Source organism: Massilia sp. Masssp94, from assembly GCF_059491305.1.
The window spans coordinates 803,826-823,302 of the sequence record NZ_CP168501.1 but is presented as its reverse complement, the minus strand read 5'-3'; the positions used below and the strand labels follow the sequence as shown (position 1 = coordinate 823,302).

Below are 19,477 nucleotides of genomic sequence, written 5' to 3'. Positions count from 1 at the left end.
CTTGAGTTCAATCGATCACCCCGCCTGAGCGAGCGCAAACTGCTCATGCGGTACGGGTAAGACCATGAAGCGCATGACGTAACGAGACAGGTGACGACATGGCCGACCAGATGGTGTGCACCGAACCCCTCGCCCGCTTGCGCGAGATCCGCCGGCTCGTGCACGAGAACAACCGCTCCTGCCTGCCGGACGAACTGATCGTCTGCCAGATCTACATGGAATCGCGCTTCGACGCGTGCGCCCAGCCCGCAGGCAGCAGCGCACGCGGTTTGATGCAGTTGCTGAAGGTGGCGAACCGCGAACTGTTCCGGCTCGATAACCTGTGCAAGCCGGCCACCCAGCGCTGCGCGGAGCCTGCGCTGTATGCTGAAGCGGATGCATTTCACGCGAGCCCGGCGTTCATCGACGAGGCGACGAATATCCAGATGGGTACGCGCTATCTGCAGGCGTTGATCGACCGGGCCAGGCGTGAGAAGCGGGCGGATCCGATCGTGGAAGCGTACATGGATTATCGCGGCGTGCGGAACGGGATCTATTACCGCAAGATCCGCGCGGCGGCCGAAAAACTGAAACGCGATCCGGACGATATCGGGGCGTTGCATGCGATGACCGCATGAGCGGAGCGCAAAACAAAAAAGGCGTCACGATCACTCGTAACGCCTTGCTTTGCTACTGCTGAATTCTGGTAGGCCGTGCTGGGCTCGAACCAGCGACCAACGGATTAAAAGTCCGCTGCTCTACCAACTGAGCTAACGACCCGAAAGAAGCAAGATTATATGGGGTAACTGCAGTCGTGTCAAACGGGTTACTTCAGCGCCGCCAGCCGGTCCTTCGCTGCCTGCGCTGCCGCCGAGTCCGGGAACTTCGACACGAGCTGCTGCAGGGCCTTCTTGGCGTTTTTCTTGTCCTTCAGCTCCGTATAGCTGGAGGCGATGTTGAGCATGGCGTCCGGGGCCTTCGCGCTCGTGCCGTAGTTGGCGACGACGGCTTCCTGGGCGGCGATCGCGTTCTTGTAGTCGCGCTGCGCGTAATAGGCGTTGCCGAGCCAGTACTGGGCGTTGGCGGCATAGGCCGAGTCGGGGAAGCGGCGTACGAATTCCTGCAGGGCGCCGGCGGCGGCCTTGTAGTCGCCCGATTTGAACAGGTCCATCGCGCCGTCGTAGGTTCTCTTTTCGCTCGGCAGGACTTCGGCGGTCTGGCCGTCGATCGTTTCCTGGCGCGGTTCGAGTTTCTTGATGCGGGCGTCGAGATCCGCGTACAGGTCTTTCTGGTTCTTCTGGGCGTTGGCGACCTCGTTCGCGAGGACTTCGACCTGTCCGCGCAGGCGCGAGATTTCCTGCATGGTCTGTTCGTGCTGGTTCAGCATGTCGACGCCGATCGATTTGTCGGCCTTCGTGTCGACGCGGGCGTTGATGTCGCGTGCCAGTGCATCGACCTTGGCGCGCAGGTCGAGTATCGCCTTGCGGGCTTCATCGTCGTCGAGCAGGCCGGCGTTCGCCTGCAGGGGCAGCCAGGCGGTCAGGGCGAGGGCGACGGCGGCGAGGCGGAACTGGGACGGTTTGATCATCATGACTTTTCTAGACCTATGAAAACTTGGGAATCCAAATGGAAACGGGGCGGGATGCAGTCTGCACCGCATCCCGCCCCGCTGTCAAATCTGCCGGGAGCGCCAGCTCTCAGGCAGGCAAGACAGCGTCCCGATTATTGGTAGACGATGTCCGCGCGGCGGTTTTCAGCCCAGGCAGCTTCGTCGTGGCCGGTGGCCTTCGGCTTTTCCTTGCCCAGCGAAACAGCTTCCATCTGGCTGTCCGACACGCCCAGGGCAGCCATCGACTTGCGCACGGCTTCGGCGCGCTTCTGGCCCAGGGCCAGGTTGTATTCGGTGCCGCCGCGCTCGTCGGTGTTGCCCTGGATCAGGACCTTGCGCTGCTTGTTCTTGGTCAGGTAAGCCGAGTGGTTCTCGACGACCGGCTTGCCGTCGTCACGGACAACGTAGCTGTCGAAGTCGAAGTACACGCTGCGGTTCGCCAGAACGCCTTTCGGGTCGTTCAGCGGATCGACGCTGCCGGTTTCGACCGGCTTGATTTCACGTGCCGGTTCGGCCGGCGGCGTTGCCTGAGCGACCGGCTTTTCTTCGACTTTCGGGGCTTCCTGCAGCTTGGTCGACGAGCATGCCGACAGCAGGGCGGCAGCAGCCACGATGAACGCTACACTTTTTACATTACGCATGGTTTTTCTCCTGGTCAAAAGTTTTTACTTCATAAACGGGCCCCAGCTGGGCTCCCGAATGTTTCCCGCTTGGGTGCTCAGGCGCTGCTTGACGCGTCCGTCGACCGACACAACGGCCAATGCGGTACGCCCGCCACCCTTCGTCGCATACATGATGTATTTGCCGTTCGGCGAAAAACTCGGTTCGGTGGCCCCATCGGCCAAGCGTTGTTCCTGACCGGAAGCCAGGTCCATCGCATACAGGGAAAAACCCCCATCGCGTTGCGAAATCCACGCCAGCGTCTTGCCGTCCGGGGATACACGAGGGCTGATATTGTAGTTGCCGTTGAACGTGACGCGGGTTGCCTGCCCGCCGCTCACGCTCATCTTGTAGATTTGCGGACCGCCGCTGCGGTCGCTGGTGAAGTAAATCGACTGGCCGTCGTGCGAGAACTGCGGCTCGGTGTCGATGCCGTTGCTGTTCGATACGCGGCGCAGGCCGCTGCCGTCCGCGTTCACGATCCAGATTTGCGTATTGCCGGTCTTCGACAGGGCGAGGGCCAGCTTCGTGCCGTCCGGCGACCAGGCCGGTGCGGAGTTGTTGCCTTTCTCGTTGGCGACGACGGTACGCTGGCCCGTCACCAGGTTCTGCACGTAGATCACGGGCTTGCGCAGTTCGAACGAGACGTACGCGACCTTCGTGCCGTCCGGCGACCACGACGGCGAGATGATCGGCTCGCGGCCGTGCGCGGCGACTTGCTCGCCTTCGCCGTCCGCGTCGGCCACGACGAGCTTGTAGTCGCGCGCGGCCGGGTCCTGCTTCACGTACGTGATGCGGGTCGAGAAGATGCCGCGCACGCCGGTCAGTTTTTCGTAGACGTCGTCGGCGATGCGGTGGCCTTCCAGGCGCGTATTGCGCGCCGTGACGGCATCGGACAGTTGCGACAGCTGCGACTGCTTGACGGTGTCGAGCAGTTTATAACGCACCTGGAAGCGGCCGTCCGCGAGACGCTGCACGGAGCCCACGACAAGCGCGTCGGCACCGCTGGCCTTGAAGGCGGCCAGGTCGATGTTGGCGGTGTCGGAAATGGTCTGGCGCGCGTCGATGACCTTGAACACGCCGCTGCGTTCGAGGTCGGCGCGGATGATGGCGGACACCTGTTCGGGTGCCACCGATTCGTCGGCGAATGCCGCGACTGCGACCGGGATCTGGTTGCTGCCCACGCCGGCGATTTCGACTTTCAGCTGGGCATGTGCAGCCACGCCCATCAGGAGGGTGGCCGAAAACAGCAGGGTATGTAGTTTCTTCATGTTTCTCTCAGCAATGGTTAAGGTCGGAACGCGATCACTGCAGATCCTTCATATGGAACTCGATCACGAGGGAACGCTCTACCGTACCATCTTTCTTCTTTGGCAGTGGGGACGATTTGGTGATGCCTTTTTCGACGGCATCGTCGAATGAAGGCACACCGCTGCTCTTGATCTTCCTGACCGAAATGATCTCGCCGGTCGGTAACTGCTCGACGCGGAACGTCGCCGTCGGATTACCCGGTTCGTCGAGGCTGCCCGCATACGACGTATTGCCCTTCACCTTGGCCGTGATGGCCGCGGAGTAGCCCTTGTCGATGCGCGGCGCCGTCGATTTCTCGGCCGTGCCGGTGCTGGTCGGATTGCCGGCCGCGCCCGTGATGCGGCGCATTTCCTCGGCGCGGGCGGCTTCCAGTTTCTTCTGTTCGGCGGCTGCCTTTTTCTTCTTCTCGGCTTCCTCTTTCTTTTTCTTTTCCGCTTCGTCTTTTTTCTTCTGCTCGGCTTCTTTCTTTTCAGCGTCGGCCTTGGCTTTCTTCTCTTCGAGTTCGCGTTCCTTTTTCTCGGCGAGCGCCTTCGCTTTCTTTTCTTCCGCGCGCTTCTGTTCCTCCAGCTTGCGTTCGCGCTCTTCCTCGATCTGCTTGCGCTTCAATTCTTCCTTGCGTTTCTTTTCGCGCTCGAGGGCAATGTCCGGCGCCTTCGGCTGCGGTTTTTCGACGACGGGCGGCGGCTCCACGGCTTTCGGCGCGGGTTGCGGCGGCGGGGTCTCGGGTTCGGGTTCCGGCTCGGGCGCCGGGGCAGGCGCGGGCGGCGGCGCGGCGGTCTGCGTCGTCACGTCCCAGATTTCCGCCTCGACGGCGACGGGCGCATTGTTCTGCCAGCTCACGCCGATCCACAGGAACGCCAGCAACATGGCGTGCACGCCCACCGCCAGGCCGATGGCCGGCCAGCGGTTCGGTTCAGGCGGCACGCTGTAAGGCGCGCCGTTGCCGATGTTGGTCTGCTTCGTTGCTGACATCAGTTCGTCTTCACTTCGTGGCCAGGCCGACGCGGTTGATACCCATCTTCTTGGCTTCCGAAATCAGCTGGATGACGTCATCGTATTTGCTGTCGCGGTCGCCAGCTATCAAGACCGGATAATCCGGATGCTCGGCGTGCAGGTCGCGCAGGCGCGTGACGAGCGTCGACCGGCTCGATACGTCTTCCAGCGGCTGCGGATTCTTGCCCGTGATGCCGATCTGCAGCTGGGCGTTCTCCTTGATCGCGATCTGGATGTAGTCGTCCGGCGGCTGCGTCGAGCGCTCGGCGCTGGGCAGCTTGATCTCGCTGGGGTTCTGCGTCGGCGGTACCGCCATGAAGATGATGAGCAGCACCAGCATCACGTCGATGTACGGCACGACGTTGATCTCGGACTTGAGCTTGCGACGGCTGCCCCGCAGGCTGCTGTTGAAGGCCATGTCGGTTCCTCGTGACGGCGATCAGCGCGACTGGCGCTGCAGGATGTTCGAGAATTCCTCGACGAAGCTTTCGAAGCGGATCGCGAGGCGGTCGATGTCGTGGGTGAAGCGGTTGTAAGCGACCACGGCAGGAATGGCGGCGAACAGGCCGATGGCGGTGGCGATCAGCGCTTCGGCGATGCCCGGTGCAACCGTGGCCAGCGTGGCCTGCTGCACGTTCGCGAGGCCGCGGAACGCGTTCATGATGCCCCACACGGTACCGAGCAGGCCGATGTACGGCGAGACCGAACCGACCGACGCCAGGAAGTTCAGGTGCGTGTCCATCTGGTCCAGTTCGCGGTGGAACGCGGCGCGCATCGCACGGCGGGCGCCATCCAGCACGGCACCCATGTCGAGCGCGTCGCGCGACGCCTGCTTGCCCTTGATGAACTCGCCCATGCCCGCTTCGAAGATGCGGGCCAGCGGACCGCTCTGGTCGCGCTGGCTGCTGGCGCTCTGGTGCAGGGTGTGCAGGTTGCCGCCGGCCCAGAAGCTGCGTTCGAACTGTTCCGTCTGGCGGCGTGCCGCGCGGATCGCGAACAGCTTGCGGAAAATATATGTCCAGCTCATCAGGGAAATCGCGAACAGCAGGGCCATCAGCAACTGCACCAGCACGTGGGCATGGCGGATCAGTTCAATGAATGAGAGGTCTTGGACTGCGTTCATTGGATATATATTTGGTCAAATGGATGATCAGGCGGCACGCATTTTAGCAGCGGCAAGGTCGGGGAGGGAACGCGGACGCATCGTGACAGCATCGATGCAGCCGACTTTCACGTCGGCGCTGGCGAGCAGCGTATCGCCGCGCCAGGCCTGCTGGGCGAACTCGACGGACGCGCGGCCGAGCTTTTCCACGTTCAGGGTCAGTTTCACTTCATCGTCCAGGCGCGCGGACGCGACATAGTCGACGCTGGCATTGCGCACGACGAACAGCGCGCCGTCCTCGTCGCGCAGGGTTTGCTGATCGATGCCGAGCGAACGCAGCCATTCGGTGCGCGCACGTTCGAAGAACTTCAGGTAATTGGCGTAGTACACGATGCCGCCGGCGTCCGTATCCTCGTAATAGACGCGAACTGTCCAGGTGAAAACTGAAGGCATTTCAGCTGCCATAAATGAAAATGGGAAACATTTTACGCCATTTATACCCGTTATATGTGCGCCAGGGTACGTATACCTGGGTATGAGTGGCCGGCGTGAGAATGTGAGAGGCTCATGCCAAGCCAGCAACTGTAGCACTTTTTCATTTTGACCGGCGCCGCTGTTACAAAGCGAAAACAATTCGTTCGCCGGTCGACCGATTTTTGTGCTTGGCGCCTCAGCCCAGGTTGCGCTTGATGTTGAGCGGGCCGTAGCCCTGGCAGGTCGGCATCATCTCGATCTGGTTGATGTTGACGTGCGGCGGCAGGGTGGCGACCCAGTAGGCGGTCTCGGCGATGTCTTCGGCCGTCAGCGGCTGGGTGCCTTCGTAGACCTTGGCCGCGGCCGCATCGTCGCGCAGGCGCACGTTCGAGAACTCGGTGCCGCCGCACAGGCCTGGCGCGATGTTCGTCGCGCGCACGCCGGTGCCGGCGAGGTCGGCGCGCAGGTTCAGCGTGAACTGCTCGACGAAGGCCTTGGTGGCGCCGTACACGTTCCCGCCCGGATACGGGGTGCGGCCGGCCACGGAGCCGATGTTGATGACCAGGCCACTGCCGCGCTCGACCATCGCCGGCAGCAGGGCGTGCGTCATCGTGACGAGGCCCTTGATGTTCGTGGCGATCATCGTCTCCCAGTCTTCCAGCGGCACCTCGTACGCCGGCTTCGTGTTCAGGGCCAGGCCGGCATTGTTGATCAGGACGTCGATCTGGCGCCAGGATTGCGGCAGCATCGACAGCGCTTCCTCGATCGAATTCTTGTCGGTGACGTCCATCGCGATCGGCAGGGCGGATTCGCCCAACTCCCTTGCCAACGCCTCCAGACGGTCCTTGCGACGCGCCGCCAGCACCACCTGGTGGCCGTTCTTGCCGAAAGTGCGCGCCATGGCGGCGCCGAATCCGGCGGATGCGCCGGTGATGAAAACGATCATTTTGGTTTTTGCCTGGCAGGTGGTAACCGTGCGATTGTAGCTGAAATGACCACGCGGGGCAGCGCCGGAAGCCGGGTTGACAGGTCGGCATCGGTTTCCTTGCCTGGCAGCCGCACAATCCCGTACAATCCGAGGTTCCATTTACATCTCACGTGACTGGCGAAAACCGTGCGCTGCCGTCCGATCAGGAGCGATCGGCCTGCCGGCGCGTGGCGAAGGTGGGCACCCACCGGGGAACGTGAGATTTCAAACTTGCCGTTCGCCTGGGCAGCCACCGACTGGTACGCGTTGGTATCGCGGCTGCCCCGCATGTGTTTCGGCTCCCGCCTGTTCAGCGCTGACCGTTGCCTGGTTCTCTTATCGATTGGAGTTTTTTCATGTTTGCAAAAGATCACACGCTCGCCAAGGTTGACCCGGAACTGTTTGATGCCATCCAGAAGGAAAACAAGCGCCAGCAGGACCACATCGAGCTGATCGCATCCGAGAACTACACGTCGCCGGCCGTGATGCAGGCCCAGGGATCGCAACTGACCAACAAGTACGCCGAAGGCTATCCGGGCAAGCGCTACTACGGCGGTTGCGAATACGTCGACGTCGCCGAGCAGCTGGCGATCGACCGCGTGAAGGAACTGTTCGGCGCCGAAGCCGCGAACGTCCAGCCGAACTCGGGTTCGCAGGCGAACCAGGGCGTGTTCTTCGCGATGCTGAAGCCGGGCGACACCATCATGGGCATGTCGCTGGCCGAAGGCGGCCACCTGACCCACGGCATGGCGCTGAACATGTCGGGCAAGTGGTTCAACGTCATCTCCTACGGCCTGACCGAGCAGGAAGACATCGATTACGAGCAGATGGAACGCCTGGCGCGCGAGCACAAGCCGAAGCTGATCATCGCCGGCGCCTCCGCCTTCGCCCTGCGCATCGACTTCGAACGCTTCGCCCGCGTGGCGAAGGAAGTCGGCGCGTACTTCATGGTCGACATGGCCCACTACGCCGGCCTGATCGCCGCGGGCGAATACCCGAACCCGGTCCCGCACGCCGACTTCGTCACGTCGACGACGCACAAGTCGCTGCGCGGCCCGCGCGGCGGCATCATCCTGATGAAGGCCGAGCACGAAAAGGCCATCAACTCCGCGATCTTTCCGGGCATCCAGGGCGGTCCGCTGATGCACGTGATCGCCGGTAAGGCGGTCGCCTTCAAGGAAGCGCTGTCGCCGGAATTCAAGGCCTACCAGCAGCAGGTCGTCAAGAACGCCAAGGCACTGGCCGAGACGCTGATCTCCCGCGGCCTGCGCATCGTCTCGGGCCGTACCGAATCCCACGTGATGCTCGTCGACCTGCGTTCGAAAGGCCTGACCGGCAAGGAAGCGGAAGCGATCCTGGGCCAGGCGCACATGACCTGCAACAAGAACGGCATCCCGAACGACCCGCAGAAGCCGTTCGTGACGTCGGGCATCCGCCTGGGCAGCCCGGCCTTCACGACCCGCGGCTTCAAGGAAGAAGACGCCGTCAAGGTCGGCCACCTGATCGCCGACGTGCTGGACAACCCGCACGACGCCGCGACCATCGAGCGCGTCAAGGCGGAAGTCAAGCAACTGACCGACAAGTACCCGGTCTACGAAGCGTAATGCGATAGGGAGGGCGCCCTTGCGGCGCCCTCTACAAGCCCCATGAAATGTCCGTTCTGTCAGCATGAAGACACCCAGGTCCTCGATACCCGCGTATCCGAGGAAGGCGACGCCATCCGCCGCCGGCGCCGCTGCGTCGCGTGCGACAAGCGGTTCACCACGTACGAACGGATCGAGCTCTCGATGCCGTTCATCGTCAAGAAGAACGGCAGCCGTACCGAATACGAATCCTCCAAGCTGCGCGGCAGCCTGATGCTCGCACTGCGCAAGCGCCCGGTGGCGGCCGAAGCCATCGACCGCGCCGTCGCCTCCATCGAAGAGAAACTCCTCACCAGCGGCCGGCGCGAGGTCGACACGGGCCATGTCGGCGAACTCGTGATGCAGGAACTCAAGCGTCTCGACAAGATCGCCTACATCCGCTTCGCCTCCGTCTACAAGAACTTCGAAGACCTGGCCGAGTTCCAGGAAGCCATCGCGGAAGTGGGCCAGCCGCGTAAGTAATCGAGTAAATAAGCGCGTCACTTTTCCCGGTTTTTAGTTCCCTCCTCACGGTTGAGTCGTCACACGGCTTGCCGGAGCTCGACTGTTACCTTCTCAGCTCTGTTCAACGCAACGCTGGAGGTCGTCGATGCGGTCGCTGTCGGGTTCGCCACTGAGCGTGCGCGCGGGCTTTACGCTGGTCGAAGTGCTTGTCGCCCTGTTCGTCGTCGCGCTCGGCATCGCCGGCGCGGCCGCGCTGCAGACGCTGGCGGTGCGCTCGGCGCGCGACGCGGCCCGCCTGTCCGACGGCACCCGCCTGGCGCGCTCGCTGGCCGAGCGCATGCGCGTCAATCCCCGTGCGCTGGCGCAGTCCGACAACCCGTATCTCCATCTCGATTACGACGCCAGCGGCGGCGCGCCGACCGCACCGGCGCCGTGCTATGCGGACGCGGACTGCGACGCGGACGAGCTGGCGCGTTTCGACGTGTTCGAAGTGGCCGAGGCCGTGGCTGCCGGTTTCCCTGGTGGACGCCTGCGCGTATGCCGTGATGCGGGCTCGCCCGATGCGGCCGGTGTGTTGCCCTGGACCTGCGAGGAGGAGGACGGCGCGCCCGTTGTCGTCAAGCTCGGCTGGCGCGCGCAAGGCGATCGCGAGACCGGTGCGCCGAAGCTGATGATGCCGCTGGCGGGAGCGGCGCCATGAACGCATTGCGCCATCAGCGTGGCCTGACGCTGGTCGAACTGATGGTGGCGCTGACGATCGGCCTCGGCATCGTGCTGATGGCCGGACGCCTGCTCGTGCTCGCGAACGGCGCGTACGCGGCCCAGGCCGAGTCGGGCGGCGTGGAGGACGGCGGACGCTTCGCCATCGACCTCATCGGCCGCGCCATACGCCAGGCCGGCGCCGTCGACCCCGACATGCTGGCCGACCCTGCGGCGGACCATGCCCCGGCACGCCTCGCGGGACTGGATGCGCGCACCTTGTCCCGCGCCACGGCCGGCATCGACGATCCGCTGCCGGCCGCCGTCAACGGCAGCGACGTGCTGGCCGTCCGCTTTCCCGGCGACGCCAGCGCCGTCGATTGCGCCGGCTTCCCGGTCGCGGCGGGCGAGGAGGGCTGGAGCATCTTCTACGTGGCGCGCAACGGTGAAGGCGAGGCCGAGCTGCACTGCAAATACCGCGGCGCCGCGCACTGGAGCGCGGACGCGGTGGCGAGCGGCGTGGACGGCTTCCAGGTGCTGTACGGCGTCGATACGGACGACCCGCCGGACGGCACCCCCAACCGCTATGTGAACGCGACGGGGATCGACGCGCTCGATGCCGGCTTCGCCGGCCTGCCTCCGGCCGAGTTCAACCGGCGGACGCACTGGAAACGCGTCGTCGGCCTACGCATCGGCCTGCTGCTGCACGGCAACCGTCCCACGCGTACACCCGGCGGCGCGCGCTACGACCTGCTGGGCACCGGGTATGCGACCGCGGCGGGCGTTGACGATCCCGGCAGCTCGCTCGACGAGGCCCGCATGACGCCGGACCTGCGCCGGCGCGAGCGGCGGCTGTTCACGTTCACGGCCGCGGTGCCGGCGCCGCCATCATGAGAGCGCCCGCACGCGAACGCGGACTGGCCCTCGCCTGCGCGCTGGCCATGATGCTGGCGACGCTGGTGATCGGCGTGGCCGTCGCGCGCGGGGCATTCGTCCTGCTGGCGTCCGCGCGCAACGAGCGCGACCGCGACGTGGCGCAGGCGGCGGCCGAGGCGGCCCTGCGCGACGCCGAGCACGACATTGCCGGCGCGGCCGGCGTGCCGGCGGAGCGCACCGCGCACTTCGGTCCCGCGGGCGGCCACGCGTTCGCGGAGGACTGCGGCCGCGGCGCGGACGACCTTGGGCTGTGCCGCGAGCGTTCGCCGCCGGCGTGGCAGGCGCTCGACCTCGCGAACGCCGGCAACCCGGCGCTCGTGCCCTATGGCCGGTTCACGGGCGCCGTGCTGGCGACCGGCCGTGGGGGCTTGACCGCGCGGCTGCCGGCCTACGTCATCGAAAGGATCGCGCCGGCGGGGGCGACGGCGCAACTGGGCAGCTTTTATCGCGTCACGGCCATCGGCTTCGGGACCCGGACGTCGACGCGGGTCGTATTGCAGTCACTGGTCCGGGTGCCGCCGCCGGCGGGTGGTACCGGTGGCGATCACGGACATGGAAACGACGATGATGAAGGACATGACAATGGCAACGAGGACGCACGCGGCGGCGGCAACGGCGATGGGCAGCCGTCCCGGCCGCCGGAGCGCCGGCTTCCGGCCGGCCGGATCGGCTGGCGCGAGATCGCGAACTGGGACGAGCTGCACGCCCGTACCCGGCCATGACGCGGGATTCACGCTCGTCGAACTGATGATCGTCCTGACCATCGTCTGCATCCTCGGCGCGCTCGCGTACCCGTCCTACGCCGGCTACACCGTGCGCGTCAGGCGCGTCGAGGGCCAGGTGGCGCTGATCGACGCCATGCAGCGCCAGGAGCGCTACCGGCTCCAGCATCAAACGTATGTCGAGTTCTCGGCGACCGAGCCCGGCGCGGACGGCTTCGCGTGGTGGTCGGGCTCGAGCGCGGCCGCCAGCGCCTACGAGCTCGACGCGCATGCCTGTCCCGGCCGCGAGATCGGGGACTGCGTCGAGATCCGCGCCCGTCCCGGCACGGTCCGCGTCGACATGCGCTTCCGCGATCCCGATTGCGGCGCGCTGACGCTCGACAGTACCGGGCACCAGGGCGCGGAACACCCGGAGGTGCGATGTTGGCCATGACATCCATTCCCAGGCGCGCCTGGCGGGCGGACGGGGTGACGCTGCCCGAACTGTGCATCGTCCTCGCCGCGTCCGCGATCGTGCTGGCCATCGCCGTGCCCGACCTGCGCGATCTCGTGCGGACGCAGCAGCTGAAGGCGGCCACCGGCGACCTGTTCGGGGCGATCGACCTCGCGCGGGCGCAGGCGCTCGCGCGCGGGCGGCGCGTCAAGGTAGTGCCGCGCGATCCGCTCGGGGCCGACTGGCGGCTGGGCTGGCAAGTGCTCGGTGACCCTGACCGAGACCGCGACGGCGGCGGCCAACCGGGGGAGGGCGAGCTGATCGCGGAGCACGGGCCGCTGGCGCCGGGCATTGCCATCGACTTCGCTTTCACGAATGTCGCACGGCCGTACTATATCGCCTACAATGGCGCGGGACGCAGTTGCGCCGACGGTAACAGCGCGGCGGCGCGCTGGGGAACGGTGTCGCTGTTTCATGGCGGGCACATCCGCCGTATTAAAATCAACATGCTGGGCCGGGCGCGCGTGTGCGATCCGGCGCGCGATGCGGGTTGCGACGGCGCGCCGGCGCCATGAACTTTGGCGGCGGGACGCCGCCAGCGTGAACCTTCGGGCGGCGGGACGCCGCCGGTGCGAACCTGGCAACACAACGTAGCGAGACCGGAAACGAGAGTGCAGATACAGAGCGATACCGACGGCATGGCGCTGGCCCTGGAATGGGCGGCGAAGGGCATGTACATCACCGCGCCCAACCCGCGCATCGGCTGCGTGATCGTGCGCGACGGCACCGTCATCGGCGCCGGCCACACGCAGGCCGCCGGCCAGGCCCATGCCGAGATCCAGGCGCTGCGCGATGCCCAGGCGCGCGGCTACGACGTGCGCGGCGCCACCGCCTACGTCACGCTGGAGCCGTGCAGCCATTACGGCCGCACGCCGCCGTGCTCGAACGCGCTGATCCAGGCGGGGCTCGGCCGCGTCGTCGCGGCGATGGTCGATCCGAATCCGCTCGTCGCCGGGCGCGGCCTGGCGCAGCTGGAAGCGGCCGGGATCGAGGTCAGCGCGGGCCTGCTGGCCGAACCGGCCCATGAATTGAACATCGGCTTCTTCACGCGCATGCGCCACGGGCGGCCGTGGGTGCGCCTGAAGACGGCGGCCAGCCTGGATGGCGTCACGGCGCTGGACAATGGCGAGAGCCAGTGGATCACGAGCCCCCAGGCGCGCGCGGACGGCCACGCGTGGCGGGCGCGCGCGAGCGCGATCCTGACCGGCATCGGCACGATCAAGGTCGACAACCCGCAGCTGACGGTGCGCGGCATCGACACGCCGCTGCAGCCGCGCCGCGTGATCGTCGACAGCCGCCTCGACATCGACCTCGACGCGTGCATCCTGCAGGGCGAGCCGTGCTGGATCGTGGCCGCCGTGCCGAACGCGGACAAGGAAGCGGCGCTGCAGGCGCTGGGACACGAGATCCTCATGTTGCCGAATGCGTCCGGCAAGGTCGACCTGCCGGCGCTGATGCGCGAGCTGGGACGGCGCGAGATCAACGAGCTGCACGTCGAGGCCGGTTCCAAGCTGAACGCGTCGCTCGTGCGCGAGGGCTGCGTGGACGAGTTGCTCGTCTACCTGGCGCCCAGCCTCGTCGGCCCGGGGCAGGGGATGTTCGCGCTGCCGCCGCTTGCGCACCTGTCCGACAAGCTGCCGCTGCATTTCCACGCCGTGGCCCAGGTCGGGCCGGACCTGCGCATCCTGGCGCGTTTCAAGCGGGACGAGGATCCGAGCCGCCACGCGTAATACCGCACCGATATTGTCAAAACAAAGGAAGAGATCATGTTCACCGGAATCGTCGCTGCCGTCGGCAGCATCAAATCGGTTACCCCGCTGGCGGACGGCGCGGATGCCGGCGTGCGCCTGGACATCGACGCGGGCGGCCTGCCGCTGGCCGACGTCGCGCTGGGCGACTCGATCGCCATCAACGGCGCCTGCATGACCGTCGTCGAAAAGACGGACAGCGCCTTCGCCGTCGACGTCTCGCGCGAGAGCCTCAATCGCACCGTGGGCCTCGACCAGCCGGGCGAAGTGAACCTGGAAAAGGCGCTGACCCTGGCCGAGCGCCTGGGCGGCCACCTCGTCTCGGGCCACGTCGACGGCCTCGGCGACGTGCACAGCTTCGAGCAGGTGGGCGAGTCGTGGAAGCTCGTCGTCGACGCGCCCCGCGACCTGGGCAAGTACCTGGCCTATAAAGGTTCCGTCGTCGTGAACGGCGTGTCGCTGACGGTCAACAGCGTCGAGGACATCGACGGGGCCGGCAGCCAGTGCTGCCGCTTCTCGATCAACCTGATTCCGCACACGATCGCCGTCACGACGCTGAAGCACCTGCGTGCCGGCAAGAAGGTCAATCTCGAGATCGACCTCATCGCACGCTACGTGGAACGCATGCTCAGCGCCGCCAAGGCCTGAGCGGATGGCGTAGACTCCCTGCTGGCCTCCGTGCCAGCGTAGCCGGCCTGTCCGTCTTTACGTTGGCATCACAACGATAACAAGGACGAGACATGACCCGGCACCTTTCCCTCGATGGCAAGACCGTCGCGCGCGGCGCGGCATTGACCGTGCTGCTGGCGGCGGCCGCGTTGGCACATGCCGATCCGGCCGGCATGCGCACCTACCGCACGCTCGCGATGACGGCAAGCGGCGAGCGCATCGCGGCGGTGGAGGCGGTGGAGGGGGAAGCGAGAACGGGGCCGCGGATCGTCGTGCGCGACACGGCCACCGGCCGCATCGCATCGACGTGGCAGAAGGCCGATTGCGCGCAATGCCGCCTGGAGTCCCTCGCGTGGTCACCGGACCAGAAGACACTGGCCGCCATCGTCGCCGACCCGAGGGCAGGTACCGCCGGCGTCGTGCTCGTGCGCGATGGGCGCATGACGCCGCTGGCCACGATCAGGGGCGTCGCCGGCACGGTGCGCTGGTCGCCGGACGGCCGCCAGGTCGCCTTCCTCGCGACGGTCGGCGCGAAAAAGCTGACGGGCGCCGTCGAGGCGGGTGCGCGCCAGGTCGGCGAGATCGGCCTCGCGCAGGAAGAGGACGAGCAGCGCATCGCCATCGTGCCGGCGGCGGGTGGCGACTACCGTCTCGTGTCGCCAGGCGACACGTTCGTCTACGAATACGACTGGACGCCGGACGGCAAGGGCTTCGTCGTCACGAGCGCGCAGGGGAACGGCGACAACAACTGGTGGATCGCGACGCTTGGCCACGTCGACGCGGCGAGCGGCCGCCTGCGCGTCATCGCCGCGCCGCACATGCAGATGAACATGCCGCACGTGTCGCCGGACGGGCGCACGGTCGCCTTCATCGGTGGCCTGATGAGCGACTTCGGTTCCGTCGGCGGCGACGTGTACACCGTGCCGCTGGAAGGCGGCGAACCGGTCGACGTCACGCCGGACTACAAGGGCACGTTCAACGGCATCACGTGGCGCGGCAAGGAGTTGCTCGCGTCCGTGCTGGGCGGCAGCGAAGCCGGCATCGCCGCGATCGATCCCGCGGCGCGTAGCGCGCGCATGCTGTGGCAGGCCCCCGTGGGCCTCTCGGCGGGACGCGACGGGCGGGTCGTGTTCAGCGCGGACGGCCGCGTGGCCGCGTCGGTGACGGAAGACTTCGAGCACGCGCCGCGCATCGTCGCCGGACGCCTGCCGGAACTGGTGCCCATCACCCGCGACAACGATGGGTTCCTGCCGCAGGTCTCCGCGCGCAGTATCGGCTGGACCAACGACGGGTTCGACGTGCAGGGCTGGCTGTTGGGCCCGCGCAGCGTCGAGGCGGGCCGTACCTACCCGATGATCGTGCAGGTGCATGGCGGCCCGGCGGCGGCCGCGTCGCCGCGCTACGTGGCGGCCGGCGACAACGGCAACCCGCTCGTGCGCGACCTCGTGAAGGAAGGGTATTTCGTCTTCATGCCGAACCCGCGCGGCAGCTATGGCCAGGGCGCGGCGTTTACGCGCGCGAACCGGCGCGACTTCGGCGGCGGCGACTGGCGCGACATCCTGGCCGGCGTCGACGCGGTCATCGCCCGCGCGCCCATCGACGGCAACCGCCTCGGGCTGATGGGGCATTCCTACGGCGGCTTCATGACGATGTGGGGCGTCACGCACAGCCCGCGCTTCAAGGCCGCCGTGGCCGGCGCCGGCATCGCCAACTGGATCAGCTACTATGGCCAGAACGGCATCGACCAGTGGATGGTGCCGTACTTCGGCGCGACGATGTACGACGATCCCGCCGTCTACCGCGCCGCGTCGCCGATCGCATCGATCAAGGCGGCGCGCACGCCGACCTTCATCTACGTGGGCGAGCGCGACGTCGAGTGCCCGCCGGCGCAATCGTTCGAATTCTGGCACGGCCTGAAAGCGATGGGCGTGCCGACCACGTTGCTCGTGTATGACGGCGAGGGACACGCGTTCCGCAGGCCGGAGAACCAGCGCGACCTGCGGGCGCGCGAGATCGCGTGGTTCAACAAGTACTTGAAGTAATCAGGATTCGCCGGGTTTCTTCTCGGTGTCGTTCCGCGCCTGGGCCGCGGTGGCCTTGGCCTCGGGATTCAGCACCACCTGCACATAATTCTCCGTGTTCAGGTAGCGCTGCGCGGCCCGCTTGACGTCGTCCACGGTGAGGTTCTGGATGTCCTTGTCGAACGTGAGGATGGTGCCCGGATCGGTACCTTCCGTCAGCGAGGTCTGCAGGGCGGCCAGCCAGTACGCGTTTTCCTGCAGCGATTTGCGGTAGGTCTGCTGCCAGTTCGTCTTGACCTTGTCCAGGTCTTCCTGCGTGGGGCCTTCCTTGCGCATGCGGTCGATCTCCGCGAACGTCGCCGCCAGCACCTTGTCGACGTTGTCCGGGCCCGTCGGCAACTGGACGCCGATCGTGTAGTGGCTGTACGGGATGCGCGTCATCGACGCTTCCATGCCGCCGCCGTAGATGAGGCCCAACTTTTCGCGCAGGATATCGATGATGCGGATGTTCATCACTTCCGCCAGCGCGGACAGGCGCAGTTCTTCCAGTTCCGTGACCTCGCTGGGACCAGTGAACGTCAGCGACACGTTGCTGCGGTCTTCCGAGCCGCTCTTGATCTCGCGCTTGACGACGCCCGTCACGGGACGGATGCCGAGGTCGCGGTAGGCGGTCGGGATGTCCGGCGTGGGCAGGCTGCCGAGGTAAGTCGCGATCAGCGGCTTGATGGCGGCGACGTCGAAACTGCCCACGAAGATGAACGTCAGGTCCTTGGCGCTGGAAAAGCGCTGGCGGTAGATGGCGATTGCGCGGTCGAGGTCGATCTTGTTGATGTCCTCGGGGCGCAGGGCGCGCGGCGCACGCGGGTTATTGTCGTACAGCGTGGCCAGCACGGTGTCGCCGAACAGGGCGCCCGGCTGCGACAGGCGGTTGCGCGCCAACTCCATCTGCTTGCCGATGAACGATTTGTACAGGTCTTCGTCGCGGCGCACGCCGGCGAATTTCAGCCACACCATCTGCAGCATCGTCTCGACGTCGGTGGCGCCCGCCGTGCCCGCGACGACATCCGTGTTGTTGCCCAGGCCCGCGCTCACGGAGGCGGCCTTGCCGGCCAGGATCTTGCGCATGTCGAGCGGCGAGAAATCCTTCAGGCCCATCGCGGCGACGATCGTGTCGGCGTAGCGGGCGTTGAACATGTCCTTGTCGTCGAACAGGCTCTGGCCGCCGAAGCGCGCGGCGCTCATCAGGACCTGGTCGTTGCGGAACGTCGTCGGCTTGAGGATCACCTTGACGCCGTTCGACAGGGTCAACCGGGTGAGACCAAGGCTCCCATCCCGGCTTTCGTCGACGATCTTGCCGGGCGCGGGCGGCCGGTCCATCAGGTGCGCGGCGACGGCCTTTTCGTCGTGCGCCTTCACGTCGCGCTTCTCGGCGTTGGTGACGGCCGCCAGCAATTGCTCGCCGGTGGGAATCGGGGCGTCGCCTTCCGTCTTGGTCGAGCCCGTGTAGATCACGAGCTTGCCGGAGTCGGCCGGGATGGTCCTGGCGGCATAGGCATTGATCTCCGCGAGCGTGATCCCGGGCGCCAGTTCCTTCACGTAGCGGTACTCCGCATCGATGCCGGGAATCGATTCGCCTTCGAGGAAGTTGCGCATCAATTCGGCCGCGTGGACGGCGGAATCCGTCTTGTCCCGCTCGTTCCAGGCGCGCTCGTAAGTGCGCATCATCGTCTTCTTCATGCGCTCGAGTTCGGCCGTCGTGAAGCCGAAGCGGCGCGCGCGCTCGTTTTCCTGCACGAGCGCGTCGATGGCGACGGTGGCGCCGTTCATGCCGAGCGCGGCCATCGCGTTGTACGACCGGTAGCGCGGCGTCAGGCGCGACAGGGCGCTGCTGGCGCCGATGAACGGCGGGGAGGGCAGCGCCGACAATTCCTGCAAGCGCTGGTTCAGCATGCCCGCGAACAGCGCTTCGACCAGTTGCTCGCGGTAGCCGCGCAGGGTGGCGCGCTCGTGGAACGGCTGCAGCGGGTAGCGGATCAGGATCGATGCCGGGCCCGCTTCCTTGTCGGTGACGACGAGCGCCTCGTTGTCCGTGCGTGCCGGGATCTTCGCGTAGTCGCGCGGACGCGCGTGGACGGGGTTCTTCAGGCCGGCGAAATGACGGCGGATCAATTTCTCGGCCTGGGCGGGATCGATGTCGCCCACGGCGACGACCGCCATCAGGTCCGGGCGGTACCAGTCCTTGTAGAAGCGGCGCAGCGTGTCCGGCTTGAAGGTGCGGATGACGTCTTCCTGGCCGATCGGCAGGCGGTCGGCATAGCGCGAGCCGTTGTAGATCTTCGGCATCAGCACTTTCTGCATGCGGTCGCCGGCGCCCTTGCCGAGGCGGGCTTCCTCGAGGACGATGTCGCGTTCCTTGTCGATGTCGGCGTCCGTCAGCGTGAGGCCGTGGGCCCAGTCTTCCAGCACGAGGAAGGCCTTGTCGAGTTCGTCCTTGCGGTCGGACGGCACGGGCAGGATGTAGACGGTTTCGTCGAACGACGTGTAGGCGTTCAGGTCGGCGCCGAACTTCACGCCGATCGACTGCAGGTAAGAGACGAGCTCGTGCTTCTTGAAATGGCGCGAGCCGTTGAAGGCCATGTGCTCGGTGAAGTGGGCCAGGCCCTGCTGGTCCTCGTCCTCGAGGATCGAGCCGGCCTTGACGACGAGGCGCAGTTCCAGCTTGTGCTCGGGCATGCGGTTGCGCTGGATGTAGTAGGTCAGGCCATTGTCGAGCTTGCCGACCTTGACCTGGGCCCCGACCGGCAGCGGATCGTCGAGCTTGAGGGACGCGCCCCGCGCCACGCCCTGCACGAGCAGGGCGGCGACGAGAAAAGTGATGCGGGCGATACGGATGAGCATGCGACGACGTCCTCGGCACGGAAAAAAATCATTCTACCTTGCCCGACTTGGGCCACACTTGTAAATGAGCATGATGTAATGCAGGCCGAACAAAGCGGGTCGTTGTCAT

The 19,477-nt window shown here is 66.0% G+C and carries 20 protein-coding genes, 1 tRNA gene and 1 riboswitch; of the genes, 11 read left to right on the top strand and 10 right to left on the bottom strand.

Annotation, left to right across the window (positions count from 1 at the left end; all coding sequences use genetic code 11):
- The first annotated feature begins 98 nt into the window (after nucleotides 1-98).
- Nucleotides 99-617, top strand: coding sequence for a lytic transglycosylase domain-containing protein (locus tag ACEN9G_RS03540; protein WP_413341190.1), 519 nt, complete (start codon nucleotides 99-101; stop codon nucleotides 615-617).
- A gap of 66 nt (nucleotides 618-683) precedes the next feature.
- Here the strand turns inward: ACEN9G_RS03540 and ACEN9G_RS03535 are convergent.
- The 9 genes from ACEN9G_RS03535 to ACEN9G_RS03495 form a co-directional block, all read right to left on the bottom strand.
- Nucleotides 684-759, bottom strand: a tRNA-Lys gene (locus ACEN9G_RS03535).
- A 46-nt stretch (nucleotides 760-805) separates the two neighbouring features.
- The gene (ybgF, locus tag ACEN9G_RS03530) at nucleotides 806-1,567 is read right to left on the bottom strand and encodes a tol-pal system protein YbgF (protein WP_413341188.1); all 762 of its coding nucleotides are present in this window, start codon (nucleotides 1,565-1,567) and stop codon (nucleotides 806-808) included.
- Between the two features lie 134 nt (nucleotides 1,568-1,701).
- Nucleotides 1,702-2,229: a peptidoglycan-associated lipoprotein Pal gene (pal, locus tag ACEN9G_RS03525; protein ID WP_371767975.1), complete on the bottom strand. Its 528-nt coding sequence runs from the start codon at nucleotides 2,227-2,229 to the stop codon at nucleotides 1,702-1,704.
- Between the two features lie 24 nt (nucleotides 2,230-2,253).
- A complete protein-coding gene (gene tolB, locus ACEN9G_RS03520) occupies nucleotides 2,254-3,519 on the bottom strand; it encodes a Tol-Pal system beta propeller repeat protein TolB (protein WP_413341186.1) in 1,266 nt (421 codons plus the stop codon).
- Between the two features lie 34 nt (nucleotides 3,520-3,553).
- Nucleotides 3,554-4,531: a cell envelope integrity protein TolA gene (gene tolA, locus ACEN9G_RS03515; protein WP_413341184.1), complete on the bottom strand. Its 978-nt coding sequence runs from the start codon at nucleotides 4,529-4,531 to the stop codon at nucleotides 3,554-3,556.
- Nucleotides 4,532-4,541: 10 nt separating this feature from the next.
- Nucleotides 4,542-4,970, bottom strand: a complete 429-nt coding sequence (locus ACEN9G_RS03510) for a biopolymer transporter ExbD (RefSeq protein WP_056127297.1) — start codon at nucleotides 4,968-4,970, stop codon at nucleotides 4,542-4,544.
- Nucleotides 4,971-4,991: 21 nt separating this feature from the next.
- Nucleotides 4,992-5,675, bottom strand: a complete 684-nt coding sequence (tolQ, locus tag ACEN9G_RS03505) for a protein TolQ (RefSeq protein WP_036237603.1) — start codon at nucleotides 5,673-5,675, stop codon at nucleotides 4,992-4,994.
- 27 nt (nucleotides 5,676-5,702) lie between these two features.
- On the bottom strand, nucleotides 5,703-6,107 hold the full coding sequence (gene ybgC, locus ACEN9G_RS03500; protein ID WP_413341182.1) for a tol-pal system-associated acyl-CoA thioesterase: 405 nt from the start codon (nucleotides 6,105-6,107) through the stop codon (nucleotides 5,703-5,705).
- A gap of 217 nt (nucleotides 6,108-6,324) precedes the next feature.
- The gene (locus ACEN9G_RS03495; RefSeq protein ID WP_413341180.1) at nucleotides 6,325-7,074 is read right to left on the bottom strand and encodes an SDR family oxidoreductase; all 750 of its coding nucleotides are present in this window, start codon (nucleotides 7,072-7,074) and stop codon (nucleotides 6,325-6,327) included.
- Nucleotides 7,075-7,216: 142 nt separating this feature from the next.
- Nucleotides 7,217-7,350: riboswitch (ZMP/ZTP riboswitch) on the top strand.
- A gap of 101 nt (nucleotides 7,351-7,451) precedes the next feature.
- Here ACEN9G_RS03495 and glyA point away from each other — a divergent pair.
- From glyA to ACEN9G_RS03445, 10 genes are all read left to right on the top strand, one after another.
- Entirely contained in the window at nucleotides 7,452-8,699 is a 1,248-nt protein-coding gene (gene glyA / locus ACEN9G_RS03490) for a serine hydroxymethyltransferase (protein ID WP_371772071.1), read from the top strand.
- Between the two features lie 42 nt (nucleotides 8,700-8,741).
- On the top strand, nucleotides 8,742-9,200 hold the full coding sequence (gene nrdR, locus ACEN9G_RS03485) for a transcriptional regulator NrdR (RefSeq protein ID WP_056127307.1): 459 nt from the start codon (nucleotides 8,742-8,744) through the stop codon (nucleotides 9,198-9,200).
- 127 nt (nucleotides 9,201-9,327) lie between these two features.
- On the top strand, nucleotides 9,328-9,882 hold the full coding sequence (gene pilV, locus ACEN9G_RS03480) for a type IV pilus modification protein PilV (RefSeq protein ID WP_483127690.1): 555 nt from the start codon (nucleotides 9,328-9,330) through the stop codon (nucleotides 9,880-9,882).
- Entirely contained in the window at nucleotides 9,879-10,775 is an 897-nt protein-coding gene (locus tag ACEN9G_RS03475; protein ID WP_483127689.1) for a PilW family protein, read from the top strand. Before pilV ends, ACEN9G_RS03475 begins: the two co-directional genes overlap by 4 nt.
- The gene (locus ACEN9G_RS03470; protein ID WP_483127688.1) at nucleotides 10,772-11,539 is read left to right on the top strand and encodes a pilus assembly PilX family protein; all 768 of its coding nucleotides are present in this window, start codon (nucleotides 10,772-10,774) and stop codon (nucleotides 11,537-11,539) included. The genes ACEN9G_RS03475 and ACEN9G_RS03470 overlap by 4 nt, the downstream gene beginning before the upstream one ends.
- Nucleotides 11,436-11,972 carry a type IV pilin protein gene (locus ACEN9G_RS03465; RefSeq protein ID WP_413346339.1) on the top strand — a complete coding sequence of 179 codons (537 nt, stop codon included), beginning with the start codon at nucleotides 11,436-11,438 and terminating at the stop codon, nucleotides 11,970-11,972. The genes ACEN9G_RS03470 and ACEN9G_RS03465 overlap by 104 nt, the downstream gene beginning before the upstream one ends.
- Nucleotides 11,969-12,547, top strand: coding sequence for a GspH/FimT family pseudopilin (locus ACEN9G_RS03460; RefSeq protein WP_483127687.1), 579 nt, complete (start codon nucleotides 11,969-11,971; stop codon nucleotides 12,545-12,547). Before ACEN9G_RS03465 ends, ACEN9G_RS03460 begins: the two co-directional genes overlap by 4 nt.
- Nucleotides 12,548-12,670: 123 nt before the next feature.
- Nucleotides 12,671-13,762, top strand: coding sequence for a bifunctional diaminohydroxyphosphoribosylaminopyrimidine deaminase/5-amino-6-(5-phosphoribosylamino)uracil reductase RibD (gene ribD / locus ACEN9G_RS03455; RefSeq protein WP_413339128.1), 1,092 nt, complete (start codon nucleotides 12,671-12,673; stop codon nucleotides 13,760-13,762).
- Between the two features lie 36 nt (nucleotides 13,763-13,798).
- Nucleotides 13,799-14,428, top strand: a complete 630-nt coding sequence (locus ACEN9G_RS03450; RefSeq protein WP_413339111.1) for a riboflavin synthase — start codon at nucleotides 13,799-13,801, stop codon at nucleotides 14,426-14,428.
- A gap of 92 nt (nucleotides 14,429-14,520) precedes the next feature.
- Nucleotides 14,521-16,491 (top strand): S9 family peptidase, encoded by a 1,971-nt coding sequence (locus tag ACEN9G_RS03445; RefSeq protein WP_413339113.1) that lies wholly within the window; start codon nucleotides 14,521-14,523, stop codon nucleotides 16,489-16,491.
- Here the strand turns inward: ACEN9G_RS03445 and ACEN9G_RS03440 are convergent, their stop codons facing one another.
- Nucleotides 16,492-19,368 carry a M16 family metallopeptidase gene (locus ACEN9G_RS03440; protein WP_413339115.1) on the bottom strand — a complete coding sequence of 959 codons (2,877 nt, stop codon included), beginning with the start codon at nucleotides 19,366-19,368 and terminating at the stop codon, nucleotides 16,492-16,494.
- Nucleotides 19,369-19,477 lie beyond the last annotated feature (109 nt).